This is a genomic window from Pseudomonas sp. NFACC02, from assembly GCF_900110765.1.
GTDB lineage: Bacteria > Pseudomonadota > Gammaproteobacteria > Pseudomonadales > Pseudomonadaceae > Aquipseudomonas.
In genome coordinates, this window is record NZ_FOEO01000007.1 from 161,474 (window position 1) to 176,481 (window position 15,008).

The 15,008-nt window shown below is 58.9% G+C and carries 15 protein-coding genes and 2 tRNA genes; 13 read left to right on the forward strand and 4 right to left on the reverse strand.

Annotation, left to right across the window (positions count from 1 at the left end; translation table 11 throughout):
• The first annotated feature begins 153 nt into the window (after positions 1-153).
• The 8 genes from BMY73_RS09125 to ychF all read left to right on the forward strand — a co-directional run bounded on the left by BMY73_RS09125 (position 154) and on the right by ychF (position 6,981).
• Complete coding sequence (locus BMY73_RS09125; protein WP_062387031.1) at positions 154-1,881, forward strand: tetratricopeptide repeat protein; 1,728 nt, start codon at positions 154-156, stop codon at positions 1,879-1,881.
• Between the two features lie 3 nt (positions 1,882-1,884).
• Positions 1,885-2,502, forward strand: coding sequence for a lipoprotein insertase outer membrane protein LolB (lolB, locus tag BMY73_RS09130; RefSeq protein WP_092406566.1), 618 nt, complete (start codon positions 1,885-1,887; stop codon positions 2,500-2,502).
• Positions 2,503-2,504: 2 nt separating this feature from the next.
• Entirely contained in the window at positions 2,505-3,356 is an 852-nt protein-coding gene (gene ispE / locus BMY73_RS09135; protein ID WP_092406568.1) for a 4-(cytidine 5'-diphospho)-2-C-methyl-D-erythritol kinase, read from the forward strand.
• Between the two features lie 35 nt (positions 3,357-3,391).
• Positions 3,392-3,466 (forward strand) — tRNA-Gln (locus BMY73_RS09140).
• 47 nt (positions 3,467-3,513) lie between these two features.
• Entirely contained in the window at positions 3,514-4,455 is a 942-nt protein-coding gene (locus BMY73_RS09145; protein WP_037018241.1) for a ribose-phosphate pyrophosphokinase, read from the forward strand.
• Between the two features lie 138 nt (positions 4,456-4,593).
• On the forward strand, positions 4,594-5,199 hold the full coding sequence (locus BMY73_RS09150) for a 50S ribosomal protein L25/general stress protein Ctc (protein WP_062387038.1): 606 nt from the start codon (positions 4,594-4,596) through the stop codon (positions 5,197-5,199).
• Between the two features lie 75 nt (positions 5,200-5,274).
• A complete protein-coding gene (gene pth / locus BMY73_RS09155) occupies positions 5,275-5,859 on the forward strand; it encodes an aminoacyl-tRNA hydrolase (RefSeq protein ID WP_062387041.1) in 585 nt (194 codons plus the stop codon).
• Positions 5,860-5,880: 21 nt separating this feature from the next.
• The gene (ychF, locus tag BMY73_RS09160) at positions 5,881-6,981 is read left to right on the forward strand and encodes a redox-regulated ATPase YchF (protein WP_062387042.1); all 1,101 of its coding nucleotides are present in this window, start codon (positions 5,881-5,883) and stop codon (positions 6,979-6,981) included.
• A gap of 101 nt (positions 6,982-7,082) precedes the next feature.
• Here ychF and BMY73_RS09165 read toward each other — a convergent pair whose 3' ends face one another.
• Positions 7,083-7,787, reverse strand: coding sequence for a glutathione S-transferase family protein (locus BMY73_RS09165; protein ID WP_092406605.1), 705 nt, complete (start codon positions 7,785-7,787; stop codon positions 7,083-7,085).
• A 150-nt stretch (positions 7,788-7,937) separates the two neighbouring features.
• Between BMY73_RS09165 and BMY73_RS09170 the strand changes: the two genes are divergently transcribed.
• Both BMY73_RS09170 and BMY73_RS09175 read left to right on the forward strand, forming a co-directional pair.
• Positions 7,938-8,579, forward strand: a complete 642-nt coding sequence (locus BMY73_RS09170) for a TetR/AcrR family transcriptional regulator (protein WP_092406570.1) — start codon at positions 7,938-7,940, stop codon at positions 8,577-8,579.
• Positions 8,576-9,286: a glutathione binding-like protein gene (locus BMY73_RS09175; RefSeq protein WP_092406572.1), complete on the forward strand. Its 711-nt coding sequence runs from the start codon at positions 8,576-8,578 to the stop codon at positions 9,284-9,286. Before BMY73_RS09170 ends, BMY73_RS09175 begins: the two co-directional genes overlap by 4 nt.
• 67 nt (positions 9,287-9,353) lie before the next feature.
• On the opposite strand, the gene BMY73_RS09180 is transcribed toward BMY73_RS09175, so the two are convergent.
• Both BMY73_RS09180 and BMY73_RS09185 read right to left on the reverse strand, forming a co-directional pair.
• Positions 9,354-10,010: a class I SAM-dependent methyltransferase gene (locus BMY73_RS09180; RefSeq protein WP_092406574.1), complete on the reverse strand. Its 657-nt coding sequence runs from the start codon at positions 10,008-10,010 to the stop codon at positions 9,354-9,356.
• A gap of 117 nt (positions 10,011-10,127) precedes the next feature.
• Entirely contained in the window at positions 10,128-12,185 is a 2,058-nt protein-coding gene (locus BMY73_RS09185) for a methyl-accepting chemotaxis protein (protein ID WP_092406576.1), read from the reverse strand.
• 453 nt (positions 12,186-12,638) lie between these two features.
• On the opposite strand from BMY73_RS09185, the gene BMY73_RS09190 reads away from it, so the two are divergent.
• The 3 genes from BMY73_RS09190 (at position 12,639) to BMY73_RS09200 (ending at position 13,975) form a co-directional block, all read left to right on the forward strand.
• Positions 12,639-12,715 (forward strand) — tRNA-Met (locus BMY73_RS09190).
• 136 nt (positions 12,716-12,851) lie between these two features.
• A complete protein-coding gene (locus tag BMY73_RS09195) occupies positions 12,852-13,199 on the forward strand; it encodes a bacteriocin (RefSeq protein ID WP_074759303.1) in 348 nt (115 codons plus the stop codon).
• A gap of 71 nt (positions 13,200-13,270) precedes the next feature.
• Positions 13,271-13,975 carry a hypothetical protein gene (locus BMY73_RS09200; protein WP_092406578.1) on the forward strand — a complete coding sequence of 235 codons (705 nt, stop codon included), beginning with the start codon at positions 13,271-13,273 and terminating at the stop codon, positions 13,973-13,975.
• Positions 13,976-14,164: 189 nt separating this feature from the next.
• On the opposite strand, the gene BMY73_RS09205 is transcribed toward BMY73_RS09200, so the two are convergent.
• On the reverse strand, positions 14,165-14,773 hold the full coding sequence (locus tag BMY73_RS09205) for a flavin reductase family protein (protein WP_092406580.1): 609 nt from the start codon (positions 14,771-14,773) through the stop codon (positions 14,165-14,167).
• Positions 14,774-15,008 lie beyond the last annotated feature (235 nt).

Below are 15,008 nucleotides of genomic sequence, written 5' to 3' on the forward strand. Positions count from 1 at the left end.
ATAGAGATCCGCTTCGCCGCCCTGCGCCTGCGACAAATTGTCCAAGCGCAGGCCATGGATTAAGGGTCTGTAGTTTTTTCGTGGGCTGTGGGTTTGCTCCCTGCCTTGTGTCATGATGCTTTCAAACCGCAGGTAAGCCGCCCTCTCTTCTCTATGAATAAATCCTCCGCGTTGTTCCTTGCCCTTGTCGTTCTTGGTGGCTGTCAGTCTACGGCCCCTGTTTCCACGGAGCCTGCTGCTCCGGCGAAAGAAGCGACGCCCGCACCTGAAGCCAAGCCGCAGGTATACGGTTCGTTCACCCAGGAAACGGTCGTCAGCCTGCTGACCGCCGAGCTTGCCGGGCAACGCAATCGTTTCGACATTGCGCTGGACAACTACGTGACCCAGGCGATCCAGACGCAGGATCCGGGAATCTCCGAGCGCGCCTTCCGCATCGCTGAATACCTGGGCGCCGATCAGGCCGCACTGGACACGTCGATGATCTGGGCGAAAAACGACCCGACCAACCTCGAAGCGCAACGTGCTGCCGCTATCCAGTTGGCGCGTGCCGGACGTTATGACGACTCCATGCGTTACATGGAGAAAGTGCTGCAAGGCCAGGGCGATACTCACTTCGATTTCCTGGCACTGTCCGCCGCCGAAACGGACTCCAACACGCGCAAAGGCCTGCTCGCCAGCTTTGATCGCCTGCTGGCCAAGTACCCGAAAAACGGCCAGCTTATTTTCGGTAAAGCCCTTCTGTTGCAACAGGAAGGCGACAACTCGGCCTCGTTGAAACTGCTGGAAGACAACCCGCCGGGCGAAGGCGAAGTCGCTCCGATTCTGCTGCGCGCGCGCCTGCTGCAAAGCATGAATCGCGGCAAGGAAGCGCTGCCGCTGCTGGAAAAAAGCATCAAGAAGTACCCGGACGACAAACGTCTGCGGCTCACGTATGCGCGCATGCTGGTCGAACAGAACCGCATGGAAGACGCCAAGGTCCAGTTCTCAAGCCTGGTTCAGCAGTACCCGGATGACGACGAGTTGCGCTACTCGCTGGCACTGGTCTGCCTCGAAGCCAAGGCGTGGGATGAAGCGCAAGGCTATCTGGAAGACCTGGTCGCACGGGGCAGTCATGTTGATTCGGCCCATGTGAACCTGGGTCGTATCTATGAAGAACGAAACGACCCGCAGAATGCCCTGAGCGAATATGCACAGGTCGGTCCAGGCAACGATTACCTGCCGGCGCAATTGCGTCAGGCCGATATTCTGATGAGCAACGGCAGCACCGCCGAAGCCTCGAAACGCCTGGCTCAGGCCCGCGCCGACCAACCGGACTACGCCATTCAGCTGTACCTGATCGAAGCGGAAACCCTGACCAACAACAACCAGAGCGACCGGGGCTGGCAGGTACTTACCCAGGCGCTGAAGCAATACCCGGACGACCTGAACCTGCTTTATACCCGTGCGATGCTTGCCGAAAAACGCGATGACCTTAAGCAGATGGAGACCGATCTGCGGGCGATTCTCAAGCGCGAGCCGGACAACGCCATGGCGCTTAACGCGTTGGGCTACACCTTGTCCGATCGCACGACGCGTTATGCCGAAGCCAAGGAATTGATCGAGCGCGCGCACCAGTTGAACCCGGAAGATCCCGCGGTGCTCGACAGCCTGGGCTGGGTCAATTACCGCCTGGGCAATCTCGACGAAGCCGAACGCCTGCTGCGTGAGGCGCTTGAGCGCTATCCCGATCACGAAGTCGCCGCGCACCTGGGCGAAGTGCTGTGGGCCAAGGGTCAGCAGCGCGAAGCTCGAAAAGTGTGGGGCAAGGCCCTTGAACAGCAACCTGACAGCCCGGTCCTGCGCAGCACCCTCAAGCGCCTGACCGGCTCCGAGACCCTCTGATTTATGTTATTGCGCCACGTACTTGCATTCAGCCTGATCGCCCTGCTCGCCGGTTGCGCCGGCATCACATCCCACGAAGCCGTTCAAGGCAAAGGCAACGCCAGCCAATGGCGGGTCAACAAAGAACAACTCGCCAGCCTCGACGGCTGGCAAATCAACGGCAAGGTCGGCATCCGTGCGCCAAAGGACTCTGGCAGCGGGACGCTGTTCTGGCTGCAACGCCAGGACTATTACGACATTCGCCTGTCTGGCCCGCTGGGCCGGGGTGCGGCACGCTTGACCGGCCGCCCGGGCGCGGTGTCGCTGGAAGTCGCCAATCAAGGCCGTTACGACGCGCCGGATCCTGAAACCCTGCTCAAGGATCAACTCGGCTGGAAGCTTCCCGTATCAAATCTGGTCTGGTGGGTCCGCGGCCTCCCTGCACCTGACAGCAAGAGCAGCCTGACGCTGGACGGCGACAGTCACCTGTCCAACCTGGAGCAGGATGGCTGGCAGATCGAATACCTGAGCTACACCGAACAGAACGGCTACACGCTGCCTGAACGAATGAAACTGCACGGCCAGGATCTGGACGTCACGCTGGTCATCAAAGACTGGCAACCACGCAAGCTGGGTCAGTAAGCATGTCCCGGACCGTTCTGACGCTACCCGCGCCGGCCAAACTCAATCTGATGTTGCACATTCTTGGTCGGCGGCCAGATGGCTATCACGAATTGCAAACGATCTTTCAGTTTCTCGATTACGGCGACGAACTCAGCTTCGCGCTTCGTGAAGACGGCGAAGTTCGTCTTCAGACCGAAATCGAAGGCGTTCCTCACGACAGTAATCTGATCGTTAGGGCAGCCCGCGCGCTTAAAGAACAATCCGGCTGCGAACAGGGCGTCGATATCTGGCTGAATAAAGTGCTGCCCATGGGCGGCGGGATCGGCGGCGGAAGCTCGGACGCGGCGACCACCCTGCTCGGCCTCAATCACCTCTGGCAACTGGGCTGGGACGAAGATCGTCTTGCGGGGCTGGGGCTCAAGCTCGGGGCTGACGTGCCGGTTTTCGTACGCGGACACGCCGCATTTGCTGAGGGCGTGGGCGAAATCCTCACCCCTGTGACCCCCGAAGAACCGTGGTACGTCGTGCTTGTGCCGCAAGTATCTGTAAGTACAGCAGAAATTTTTTCAGATCCGCTGTTGACACGTGACACGCCGCCCATTAAAGTGCGCCCCGTTCCCAAGGGAAACAGTCGAAATGACTGCTTACCGGTTGTAGCAAGGCGTTATCCAGATGTTCGTAACGCTTTGAATTTGCTAGGTAAATTTACCGAAGCAAAATTAACCGGAACTGGAAGTTGTGTGTTTGGGGCCTTCCCAAACAAAGCTGAAGCTGATAAAGTCTCGGCCCTTCTTACAGAGACCCTTACAGGGTTTGTAGCAAAAGGCAGCAACATCTCGATGTTGCACCGTAAGTTACAGACACTGCTCTAAGAGAACCGAGTGCCAGGCACTCGTGCAACAGATACAGGGGCGTCGCCAAGCGGTAAGGCAGCAGGTTTTGATCCTGCCATGCGTTGGTTCGAATCCAGCCGCCCCTGCCATTTTCCTATAGTCATCCAGGCATACCCTAAGCCTCCAGGTACTGCGCGTGTCCAAGATGATGGTCTTTACGGGGAACGCCAACCCCGATCTGGCTCGGCGTGTCGTACGTCAGCTGCATATCCCTCTCGGTGACATTTCTGTCGGTAAGTTTTCCGACGGCGAAATTACCGCTGAGATCAATGAAAACGTTCGCGGTAAAGACGTATTCATTATTCAGCCGACCTGCGCTCCGACCAACGATAACCTGATGGAACTCGTCGTGATGGCTGATGCCTTCCGTCGCTCCTCGGCTACTCGTATCACAGCTGTTATCCCTTACTTTGGTTATGCCCGCCAGGATCGCCGTCCGCGTTCCGCTCGCGTGGCGATCAGCGCTAAAGTGGTTGCGGACATGCTCACCGTCGTCGGTATCGACCGGGTGCTGACCGTTGACCTGCACGCTGACCAGATTCAAGGCTTCTTCGATATTCCGGTAGATAACATCTACGGCTCCCCGGTTCTGGTGGATGACATCGAAGACCAACGCTTCGAAAACCTGATGATCGTTTCCCCGGATATCGGCGGCGTCGTGCGTGCACGTGCCGTTGCCAAATCCCTGGGCGTGGATCTCGGAATCATCGACAAACGCCGCGAGAAAGCCAATCACTCCGAAGTGATGCACATCATCGGTGACGTCGAAGGCCGTACCTGCATTCTCGTCGACGACATGGTCGATACCGCCGGCACCCTGTGCCACGCGGCCAAAGCCCTTAAAGAACATGGCGCTGCCAAGGTCTTTGCCTACTGCACACACCCTGTGCTGTCGGGCCGTGCGATCGAGAACATTGAAAATTCCGTGCTGGACGAACTGGTGGTGACCAACACCATCCCGTTGTCCGCAGCCGCACAAGCCTGTGACCGTATCCGTCAACTGGATATCGCACCGGTAGTCGCTGAAGCGATGCGTCGCATCAGCAACGAAGAATCGATCAGCGCGATGTTTCGTTAAGGGCCTTGCCCTTTTCAGACACCGTTGACGAAAAGCGCCCCGCCCCAGCAATCATTGCTGGGGCGGGGCTTTTTTGCCCATACCGTGTTGGCGCTGGTCGCAAACGTCACTCGGGAATGGCTATTTTGGAGATGCAAAATGACTGACTTTACTCTGAACGCCCAAGCGCGTACTGACCTGGGGAAAGGTGCGAGCCGCCGCCTGCGTCACGCGAAACAAGTTCCAGCCGTTGTTTACGGTGGCAACAAAGAAGCCGCTTCGATCACCATCGAAGCCAAGGAAATGGCCAAGCTGTTCGAAAACGAAGCGGCTTTCAGCCACGTTATCGAACTGAGCGTTGATGGCGCCAAGCAGAACGTAATCGTTAAAGCGATGCAACGTCACCCTGCCAAGCAGTTCATCATGCACGCCGACTTCATCCGCGTCGTCGCTGGCCAGAAACTGACCGCTACCGTGCCTGTGCACTTCATCAACGAAGAAGCACCGGTCAAGAAAGGCGGCGAAATCTCGCACACGACCACTGAGCTGGAAGTGTCCTGCCTGCCTAAAGACCTGCCTGAGTTCATCGAAGTCGATCTGGGCGCGCTGGAAATCGGCGACAACGTTCACCTGTCCGACGTTAAAGCACCTAAAGGTGTTGAATTCGTCGCTCTGGCGCACGGCAAGGATCTGGACATCGCAAACGTCCACGCTCCTCGCGTCGTTCAGGACGAAGAAGGCACCGCAGAAGGCGAAGCAGAGTAATCATTACTCGCTAGCCGGTTGAACCCGTGATGGCGCCCTGCGCCATCACACTCGACCCAAGGAAGAGCCCCTGACGTGACCGCCATCCAACTGATCGTCGGCCTGGGAAACCCCGGCCCCGAATACGAACAGACCCGGCATAACGCAGGGGCTCTTTTCGTTGAGCGTATTGCCAGCGCGCAGCGCGTCAATTTGACCGCTGACCGCAAATATTTCGGCCTGACGGCTAAATTCAGTCATCAGGGCCAAGACGTTCGTCTGCTGATTCCCACCACCTACATGAACCGTAGCGGTCAGTCCGTTGCGGCGCTGGCGGGTTTCTTCCGGATTCCTCCGCAAGCCATTCTGGTGGCCCACGACGAACTCGACCTGCCTCCGGGTGTCGCCAAACTCAAACTGGGTGGCGGACACGGCGGGCATAACGGCCTGCGCGACATCATCGCGCAGCTCGGTAACCAGAACGGCTTCCATCGCCTGCGGCTCGGCATCGGCCATCCGGGCGACGCCAGCATGGTGTCCAGTTTTGTCCTGGGTCGCGCGCCGCGCGCCGAGCAGGAAAAGCTGGACGCCAGTATCGACTTTGCCCTCGGCGTGCTGCCGGACGTACTCGCTGGCGACTTCGCCAAGGCGATGCGCGTCCTGCACAGCCAGAAGGCCTGACATCACTCGAGGGGAAACACCATGGGATTCAACTGCGGCATCGTCGGCCTGCCCAACGTCGGCAAGTCCACCCTGTTCAACGCCCTGACCAAATCTGGTATCGCGGCGGAGAACTTTCCCTTCTGCACCATCGAACCGAACAGCGGCATCGTGGCGATGCCCGATCCGCGCCTCAAGGCGCTGGCTGACATCGTCAATCCAAAACGCATCCTGCCGACCACGATGGAGTTCGTCGACATCGCGGGTCTGGTCGCGGGTGCCTCCAAAGGTGAAGGCCTGGGCAACAAGTTCCTGGCCAACATCCGAGAAACCGACGCCATCGCGCATGTGGTTCGCTGCTTCGAAGACGACAACGTGATTCACGTCTCCAACAGCGTTGACCCGAAACGCGACATCGAGATCATCGACCTCGAGCTGATCTTCGCCGACCTCGACAGCTGCGAAAAACAGCTGCAGAAAGTGGCGCGTAACGCCAAAGGCGGTGACAAGGACGCAGTGGTCCAGAAAGGCCTGCTGGAAAAACTCATCGCGCACTTCACCGAAGGCAAGCCTGCGCGCAGCCTGATGAAGAGCATGGGCGCTGACGAGAAAGCCGTGATCAAAGGCTTCCACTTGCTGACCACCAAGCCGGTCATGTACATCGCCAACGTCGCCGAAGACGGTTTCGAGAACAACCCGCACCTGGACGTGGTTCGTGCGATCGCCGAAGAAGAAGGCGCAATGCTGGTGCCGGTCTGCAACAAGATCGAAGCCGAAATCGCCGAACTCGACGACGGCGAAGAGAAAGACATGTTCCTCGAAGCGCTGGGTCTCGAAGAACCAGGTCTGAACCGCGTTATCCGCGCCGGTTACGAAATGCTTCACCTGCAAACCTACTTCACCGCCGGTGTCGAAGAAGTTCGCGCCTGGACCGTCCGCGTCGGCGCTACCGCCCCCCAAGCCGCTGGCGTGATCCACACCGACTTCGAAAAAGGCTTCATCCGCGCCGAGTGCATCGCCTACAACGACTTCATCCAGTACAAGGGCGAAGCCGGAGCGAAAGAAGCCGGAAAATGGCGCCTGGAAGGCAAGGACTACATTGTCAAAGACGGCGACGTGCTGCACTTCCGCTTCAACGTCTAATCGGAGACAGCGTCTGGTTCTCCAGAAAGTGCCTCGCGAAAAAGCCCCCTTCGGGGGCTTTTTATTAAGCGGTCGCTTTTCGAACCGCCATCAGGAACGCCTCAATTCGCCTTTGGATAATTCGACGGAAACAGCGCGCGCTTCGCCTGTTCATCCATGTCCTTCTTGAATACGTGATCCTTGCCCACGTCTTTCGCGCGAGAGGCCGCGGGACGGGCGTCTACGTTCTGGAACCAGCGTTTGAGGTTCGGGTAGTCCGCCAGTGCGTCCTCGGCCCCTTTCATGACGCGCGGCGCGCGGATCAGCCAGCCCCAGGTGGAGATATCGGCGAGGGTGTATTCGTTTCCGACGATGTAGTCGCGCCCCGCCAGATGCTGGTCCAGAACTTCGTAATGCCGCTCGATTTCGCGGCGGTAGCGGTTCACCGCATAGTCATTTCCTTCCGGCGCAGCGTATTGGAAATGCACCGCCTGCCCCGAGAACGGCCCCAAGCCTGAAGCAATGAAGAACAGCCACGACAGCAGTTCAGGCTTGTCTTCGGGCGCTCCCATGAACTGACCGGTTTTCTCACCCAGGTACAGCAGGATGGCGCTGGAGTCGAAAACCCGAACCTCTTTCCCGCCCGGGCCGTCGGTGTCGACGATCGCAGGCACCTTTCCGTTTGGGTTGATCGCACGAAACGCCGGCAAATGCTGCTCGCCCTTGCTGGTGTCCACCGGGACCAGTTCGTATGCCAGGCCTGACTCTTCAAGAAACAGCGCGACCTTGGCCGGATTGGGTGTCGGGTGAAAGTAAAAACGGATCATGGCGATCATCTCTATGGCGTGGAGGGTGATGGAAATGCCTGAAGCCTACGGCGCTCGGAAAATACGGTTGCGTTTTAGAACGCTTGATCTAGATTAGGCGAACTGTGGAAGACGGCGCAACGTCCAGATGCGCGCCGAAAGGAAAATGACATGGCAAGACCAAGAGAATTCGACGAGGCGAACGTACTCGACGCCGCGATCCAGTGTTTCTGGAAAAAGGGATTCGAGGCGACGTCGATGCGCGACCTCATCGACTGCATGGGGATTACCGGCGCCAGCGTGTACAACGCGTTTGGCGACAAGCGCACCCTGTACAGAAAGGCCCTGGCGCACTATCTGGAAAGCAGTTTTGGCGAGCGTGTCATGCGTCTTGAGAGCACGTTGGCGCCGCGCCAGGCCATCGAGATGTTTTTCTTGGAAATCATTGATCGCTCCATGAACGACCCTCAGCGCCGAGGCTGCATGATGGTGAACTCGGCGCTGGAAGCGGCGCCGCATGACCCGGATGCGCAATTGATCGTGGACGACTTTCTCGCGCGTGCAGAGCATTTTTTCCTGCGCTGCGTGGAAGCGGGTCAGCAGGACGGTACGATTTCCCGCTCACAACCTGCCGAGGACCTTTCCCGCTTGCTGCTTGGCGTACTGCTGGGCATTCGCGTACTTGCCCGCGCCAAACCGCAGCGCGCCTTGCTGGAGAGCGCACTGCGCCCCGCGCTCGCGCTGCTGGACGGCGGCGCGCATCAAGGTCACTCCGTGTCCATTCACCCTCACATTGTGGAATCGCAACGATGATCGAGCTCTATTACTGGCCCACGCCCAACGGTCACAAGATCACCCTGTTCCTGGAAGAGGCCGGTCTGGACTATCGGATCCACCCTGTCGACATCAGCGCCGGGGACCAATTTCAGCCCGCGTTTCTGGCCTTCTCTCCGAACAACCGGATGCCTGCGATTATCGACACCGCGCCCGCCGACGGCGCAGAGCCGATCACTGTTTTCGAGTCCGGTGCGATCCTGCTGTACCTGGCGGAAAAGACTGGTCAGTTTCTACCCTCCGATGTGCGCGGCAAGAACACCGTGACCGAATGGCTGATGTGGCAAATGGGCGGACTGGGCCCGATGGCGGGTCAGAATCATCACTTTGGCGTGTATGCGCCGGAGAAGATCCCATATGCGATCAACCGCTACGTGAACGAAACCAACCGCCTGTACGGCGTGCTGGATCGCAGGCTGCAAGGCCGCAGTTTCGTCGCTGGAGAAAACTATTCAGTGGCGGATATGGCGATCTACCCGTGGGTTTATCCATGGCAGCGCCAACAGCAGAATCTGGATGACTTTCCGAATCTGAAACGCTGGTTCTATGCCATACAGACTCGCCCGGCGACGATTCGCGCGTACGCCAAAGGTGAAGCGCTGTCACAAAATCGTGCGACGGTCACTGAGGAAGGCAAAAAGATACTGTTCGGTCAGACGTCGGGAAGCGGGCAAAAAACAGACTGAGTGTCCCCATGCGACTGTCAGCGCTGCTGCGCAAAAAAAGCGTCAGCGCTGACAGACTGGATCAGCGTCAGATGATCGGCTGAGTCGCGCGAAACAACAGCACACATCCTTCTCGTGTAAGCGTCACGTCCCGAAAATGCTGACGCAGATGCCCTTCGAAACCAGCCTGGGTGTCCTGACGGTTTCCGAAAATCCCCTTCTTGTTGTAAACGTCCATCAGCTTGCGCCCAAAGCCGTTGTGCCCTGCCTCGTCACCCAGAATCGTCGCTCCGAACAGCACGCCGTCCGGTTGCAGGTTGTGTTTAAGGTTGCCGAAGATCGCCGCCTTGGCGTCCAGCGGCCCTGGCAGACAATGAAGCAGGTAGAACAGCGAGATCGAATCGAAACGCTCACCGCCCGGAATGGGCTGCATGACGTCGTGCTGAAGGGTGCGGGTGCCGGGCCGGGCGATTCTGCGTCTTGCCGCTTCAAGACTGCTGGGATTGAGGTCGAGCAGGGTGACTTGAGTGTCGGTGGGCAATCGCGCTTTGGCCAGGTAGTAACCGGTGCCTACACCGATATCCAGATGCCGGGCGCGTACGTTCACGCGAAAGAAAGGCAGCAGTACTGCATCGGTCGGACAACGCCACGCATAACGGTTGGAAATACCCAGGACCCACGCGTCGTAAAGGGCCAGCGTCAAGGGGGAATAAACCGCCGCACCCGCGGCACTGCGTTCGGTCATGGGAGACGCCTTGGAAACGAGGGGATCGGAGAGAGAAGACGACGCCCGTTATACGTCGTCCCTCTTTCGGGTTTCAAGTCATCCCAAGGTATGAACACCAGCTTGCAGCCATACGGTTCAGCCCAGCTGGAACCGCGACGTGTTATCGCTCAACGCCCTACTGCCCCTGCTCAGGGTATCCGCCGCCTGGTTCACCGCTCGAGCGCCGTCGAGCAATCGCCCTGCCGCCTGATCCACTTGCTGGATATTGCCGCTGACCTCGTCCGCTGTGGCGGCTTGCTCCTCCACGGCGGTAGCGATCTGCGCCAGGGTGTCCGTGACGATCTGCACGGCGCGGGCGATTTCCCCCAGACGCTCGCCGAGGCCGGTGACCGACTGTGCATCGGTGACGGCTTGACCACAGGCGGCCTCCATCAAACTGACGGCCTGGCTGACGGTGGCGCGCAGGCTGTCGACCGTGCCGGCGATCTGCGCGGTAGACGCCTGCGTTCGCTGCGACAGACTGCGCACTTCATCGGCCACCACAGCAAACCCCCGACCTTGCTCGCCCGCCCGTGCCGCCTCGATGGCTGCGTTGAGCGCCAGCAGGTTAGTCTGCTCGGCAATGCCGCGAATGGTGTCGACCACCGACTGAATCTGTTGCCCTTGCTCACTGACCTTGCCCAATGCGTTGGCCGTGTCGGTCAGTCGGAGATTGAGCTGCTGGATACTGGCCGTGGTTCGCTGACTGTCGCGGCTACTGTCTTCGGCAATCTGGCGCGTGTGCTGGGCGCTGCCAGACGCTTCCTCGCAACTCTTCGCAACGCCCATGGACGTCGCTGCCAACTGGGTTGCGGCCGCTGCGATCTGACTGATCTGCTGCTGTTGATCTTCGACCTCATTGAGCGTGCTGCCAGACTGCGAATTGAGCGTCAGCACGGCTGAGCCGAGTTGCTGGGTTTCGTGGTTGACCCCCAACAGGCTCGTGCGCAACTGCACGACCGCGACATTGAGCGCAGTGCTGATCGCGGCAAGCTCATCGCGACCTTCGACCGCCACTTCGACACACAGATTGCCATCACGCAATGACTCGGCCAGCGTGGTGATGCCTTGGGCGCTGCGCCGAATGGAAGCCTGCAGACACGTGAAGAGGTAAAGCGCGGCCAGGGCCAGAATGCTGAAGGTGGCGACCACCGGGACGAATTGCTGGATTGCGCGGTCATGGTAGTAATCCAGACGACTGTCCAGCGAGCTGAGCGACTGACTGCGCAGCGCAGCCAGTGCCTCAAGGGTGCTGTCGACGCTGCGCTCGAAGGCTGCCGAGTCGAGTTTGATCGTGCCGCCAAAGACGCCCTCATCAAGGACTTTCAATTCACTGTCCAGACGCTGAAGGCTCTCGTTGTAACGGCTCGCCCAGGTTTCCATGCCGGGGTACGACTTGGCTTGCAACGAAGAAGCAGCTTTGACCAGTTGATCGCGAGCATCGCCGATGCGACTGCGCAGGTCGCGCATTTGCAAGCGACTCTGAAGGGAGAACTGCCCGGACACCACCGACGACTGCCCCACGCTCGCCATACGTCCGATACGCTCGATCAGATCCGGCACCTGCTGGGTGGAAACCTGCATCAGCAAATAGCTTTCGAGCCAAGGGTCGAGCATCAGCCCGGTGTCCATAGCGATCTGTTCGCGCAGGCTTTGCAAAGCCGTCAGTGCCGATGTGAAACGGTCGTAGCCATCTGGCCACCAACCGACGGTGCGCAACGCCTCGGAGTCCATGCCCTGAACGGTCGATTGCAGTGCCTGGAAGCGCGCCATGATGTCTACACTGGCGTTTTGCGCCTTGAGCTCATCGCCAAGCGTCGCCAGCGTCTGGCTCAACACCGGGCTGGCAGCGTCCAGCGCCGCCATCGCCGCCTTCGCCGCAGGCGTAGGCTCGTGAAGAATATCCACCGCCTTCCAGCGAGCCGCGCGGTTGCGTTGAGCGGTCAACTGGGCATCTAGGGCATCCAGCGCCAGCAACTGACGAACCCCTGACTGCTCACCGGAAATCACGGCCAGCTTGCTGCGGTAATCTTCGCCGATCATCCACAAGCTTCCGACCAACGGCAGAATGAATAGGAAAAACAGCACCTGAAACTTGCGCGCAAAGCCGAAACGTCCGAGCAGGCGGATTCCTGGTGACAAAAGACGTTGCATGTCCGACTACTCCTCACGGACAACCCGCCATCGCGACTTGTGATCACGGCAGCTGTTGCCTCACATTGTTACCGGCAAAATGCCATGTCTTTGTTTCAAAAACGACAACCGCCCGTCTCCTGTGTCGGAGATTTGGGCAGTCATTTTGGGAACGGCGAAGCCGCGCATCCACAAGCAGCGCAGCGAAACGCCCAGGCGGCAGGCTCAAGCAAGAAACGGACCGATAGCACGAAGCCACCTGGCAGGGCACTAGAACGAAAAGGGAGCAGGCGATGCGCACAAAAGTGGGGCAAAACCACTCAGCACGCCCGGAAAAATTGTCACCTCGGTGACGAGCGTCTCGACCTCACCAAGGTTTTCAGCAGAAAAATCCTAACCAATTGATCACACGCACAAATTTTTTAACCAGATGCTTGACACACATTCGATCTGAGCGAATAATGCGCGCCACTTGGCTACATAGCTCAGTTGGTTAGAGCATAGCATTCATAATGCTGGGGTCCGGGGTTCAAGTCCCTGTGTAGCCACCAAGTACCTCAACAAAGCCCGCCTCGTGCGGGCTTTGTTGTTTCTACCGTTCCGGTTTGTCGAAGCATTGGCTGGCCAGGCAACGTTCTTCATCAACGACATCACTTCATAGCGCTGTCCCTTTCTGAGGTCGAGTTCATGCGATTCACACTTCCTGCACTGGTTCTGGGTCTTCTGGTTTCTCAAGGCGCAATGGCGGGCAGCGGCACCAACGCCGCATTGGGTGGCGGCCTGGGTGGCGCGTTGGGTAATGTCGTCGGCCAACAGATGGGCGGCAGCAACGGTGCGGCGATCGGCGCAGGCCTGGCAGGCGCCGCGGGTGGTGCGGTGGCCGCGAAAAAAGGCCACAAGACCCGCGCAGCGGTAGGCGGCGGCCTGGGCGGTGCAGCGGGCTCGGTAATCGGCAACAAGCTGGGCGGCAGCACGGGCGGCACCATCGGCGCCGGCCTGGGTGGCGCTGCGGGTGGTGCTCTGGGCGGTAAATAATTTACCCTCCGTCGCGAAACGCCACAGTGCGTTTCGCGATCAAACCCCGTTAATGAAGTAATGGATGTTCAATGTCTGATTCCCATACCGACGTAGCAGCGCCTGTGCTCTCTTCCAAACAGGCCTACGAAGACGCCATCAATCTTTCCCAGCATGTGCCGCAGGCCAAGACCATCAGCGAAATGGTCCTCGATGCCTTCCAGAGCGCCAAGGAAAGCGATCAGATTCGAGAGCTTCGCGTTGCGATCCGTCAGGCCCATGACCGCTTCGATGATGACCAGGCCTACGAGCTGATGGGGCAACTCAAACAGCTCAAGGATGCAGAAGCCGCCGACATGGCCGCGCTGGAAGACCTCAGTTCGAAATTTCCGATCAGCCGGATTCTGTCCAGCTACAAGAACGACCCCAGCTTTCAGGAACTGGTCTACAGCCTGGCGCTGAAGGTCCTGAACCAGACGCACCAGGCGGTGAGCAATCCGACTGGTGGCAAGAGCAAAGCCGCACGCGCGAAGAAAGAGGCCGAGGTATTCGTTATCAGCAAGGACGGCGCCAGCGTCACCCTGCCCCTGCGGACCCCGCGCTCGAAAGCCAACGTTGACCGACAAGCCTTCGAATTCCTCGGCTTCACCTTTGTCGGTGAAGGCGACGATGCCGAGCTGCAGAGCGAGGTGTTCGTGGACCGGGACGGTAATCAACAACCGGCGACGCGCAAGAACATCGTCAGCGCGATTCAGCAACAGACAGCATTTGATGGGTTCAGCGCGGTTCAGCAGTAACAAACGGTTGGACACCTGCCTGCAGTATCCGGCTTGCCGGCGCTGGCGTTCTCGGAACTGCCAGCGCCGGCAAGCTACCGGTCAAGGACTGAGCGGCGCGCCGGGACTGGCTGACGCAGGCACGCTTTGCAAGATGCGCGCCTGATGCCTTCCAATGCCGACTGAGCCGTTCGGACGTCCGGCACAACATCAATGATCGGAGCGCTCCAGCACCTTGCCGACGACTTCATCGCCAATCACCAGGAAGTGTCCGCCCGCCACGTGGTGCAACGTGCGAAGCTCATCATGGCCTTCGAAATGCCAATGGCCGTCGGAGAACACACGCTCGTCCGCCCAGGCCGCCACCACCTCGCCGATAAACAGGTCGTACTGATTCTGGTTGTTTGGCTCAGGCATCAATCGGCATTCCAGCCACGCCGCGCAGCCTTCCAGCAGCGGAGCGTCAACAACGTCACCCGTAAAGGTCTGCAGACCATACGCCTTGAACTTGTCGAGGCCGTCTTCCTGAGAGATTTCCAGCCCCGACGTCGAACCGACAGTTTCTACGATATCCAACTGACTGATCGTCGGCACGTTAATCACGAATGTCCCCGAGCCCTCTGCCAGTTGCCGGGTCCATACTGACTTATCCAGCACCACCGTGACCTTTGGCGGCTGAAAATCCAGCGGCATCGCCCATGCCGCCGCCATGATGTTGCGTTGACCGTTGTGCGCAGCGCTCACCAGAACGGTCGGACCGTGATTGAGCAGGCGATAGCACTTGGCGAGAGGGACGGGACGTCGATGAGCGGCGGTCATGGGAGTGTTCCTGAAGATAAGAAATGAAGCTGACCAGGAAATTACAGGTTTTTTCGCGATGGAAGCACGTCATTTCCAACGCCCTCCCAAACTGTCGCGTTCCTGAATCGCTCCAAAATACCTCTTTCCTCTCGCCTGAAAATAGTGATGTAATACTATAACAAAACATTTCAGGCACCTTTCCGTGAAACCTGCTCTTCGACGCTCCCCGAATATCGCGACATCCGCGCTCGCT

Coding starts and splice junctions, on each gene's coding strand:
- BMY73_RS09180 (WP_092406574.1), bottom strand. CDS start 10,010: ATGACCGAACGCAGTGCCGCGGGTGCGGCGGTTTATTCCCCCTTGACG.
- BMY73_RS09165 (WP_092406605.1), bottom strand. CDS start 7,787: ATGATCCGTTTTTACTTTCACCCGACACCCAATCCGGCCAAGGTCGCG.
- ychF (WP_062387042.1), top strand. CDS start 5,881: ATGGGATTCAACTGCGGCATCGTCGGCCTGCCCAACGTCGGCAAGTCC.
- BMY73_RS09170 (WP_092406570.1), top strand. CDS start 7,938: ATGGCAAGACCAAGAGAATTCGACGAGGCGAACGTACTCGACGCCGCG.
- ispE (WP_092406568.1), top strand. CDS start 2,505: ATGTCCCGGACCGTTCTGACGCTACCCGCGCCGGCCAAACTCAATCTG.
- BMY73_RS09185 (WP_092406576.1), bottom strand. CDS start 12,185: ATGCAACGTCTTTTGTCACCAGGAATCCGCCTGCTCGGACGTTTCGGC.
- BMY73_RS09125 (WP_062387031.1), top strand. CDS start 154: ATGAATAAATCCTCCGCGTTGTTCCTTGCCCTTGTCGTTCTTGGTGGC.
- BMY73_RS09200 (WP_092406578.1), top strand. CDS start 13,271: ATGTCTGATTCCCATACCGACGTAGCAGCGCCTGTGCTCTCTTCCAAA.
- BMY73_RS09195 (WP_074759303.1), top strand. CDS start 12,852: ATGCGATTCACACTTCCTGCACTGGTTCTGGGTCTTCTGGTTTCTCAA.
- BMY73_RS09175 (WP_092406572.1), top strand. CDS start 8,576: ATGATCGAGCTCTATTACTGGCCCACGCCCAACGGTCACAAGATCACC.
- BMY73_RS09205 (WP_092406580.1), bottom strand. CDS start 14,773: ATGACCGCCGCTCATCGACGTCCCGTCCCTCTCGCCAAGTGCTATCGC.
- BMY73_RS09150 (WP_062387038.1), top strand. CDS start 4,594: ATGACTGACTTTACTCTGAACGCCCAAGCGCGTACTGACCTGGGGAAA.
- lolB (WP_092406566.1), top strand. CDS start 1,885: ATGTTATTGCGCCACGTACTTGCATTCAGCCTGATCGCCCTGCTCGCC.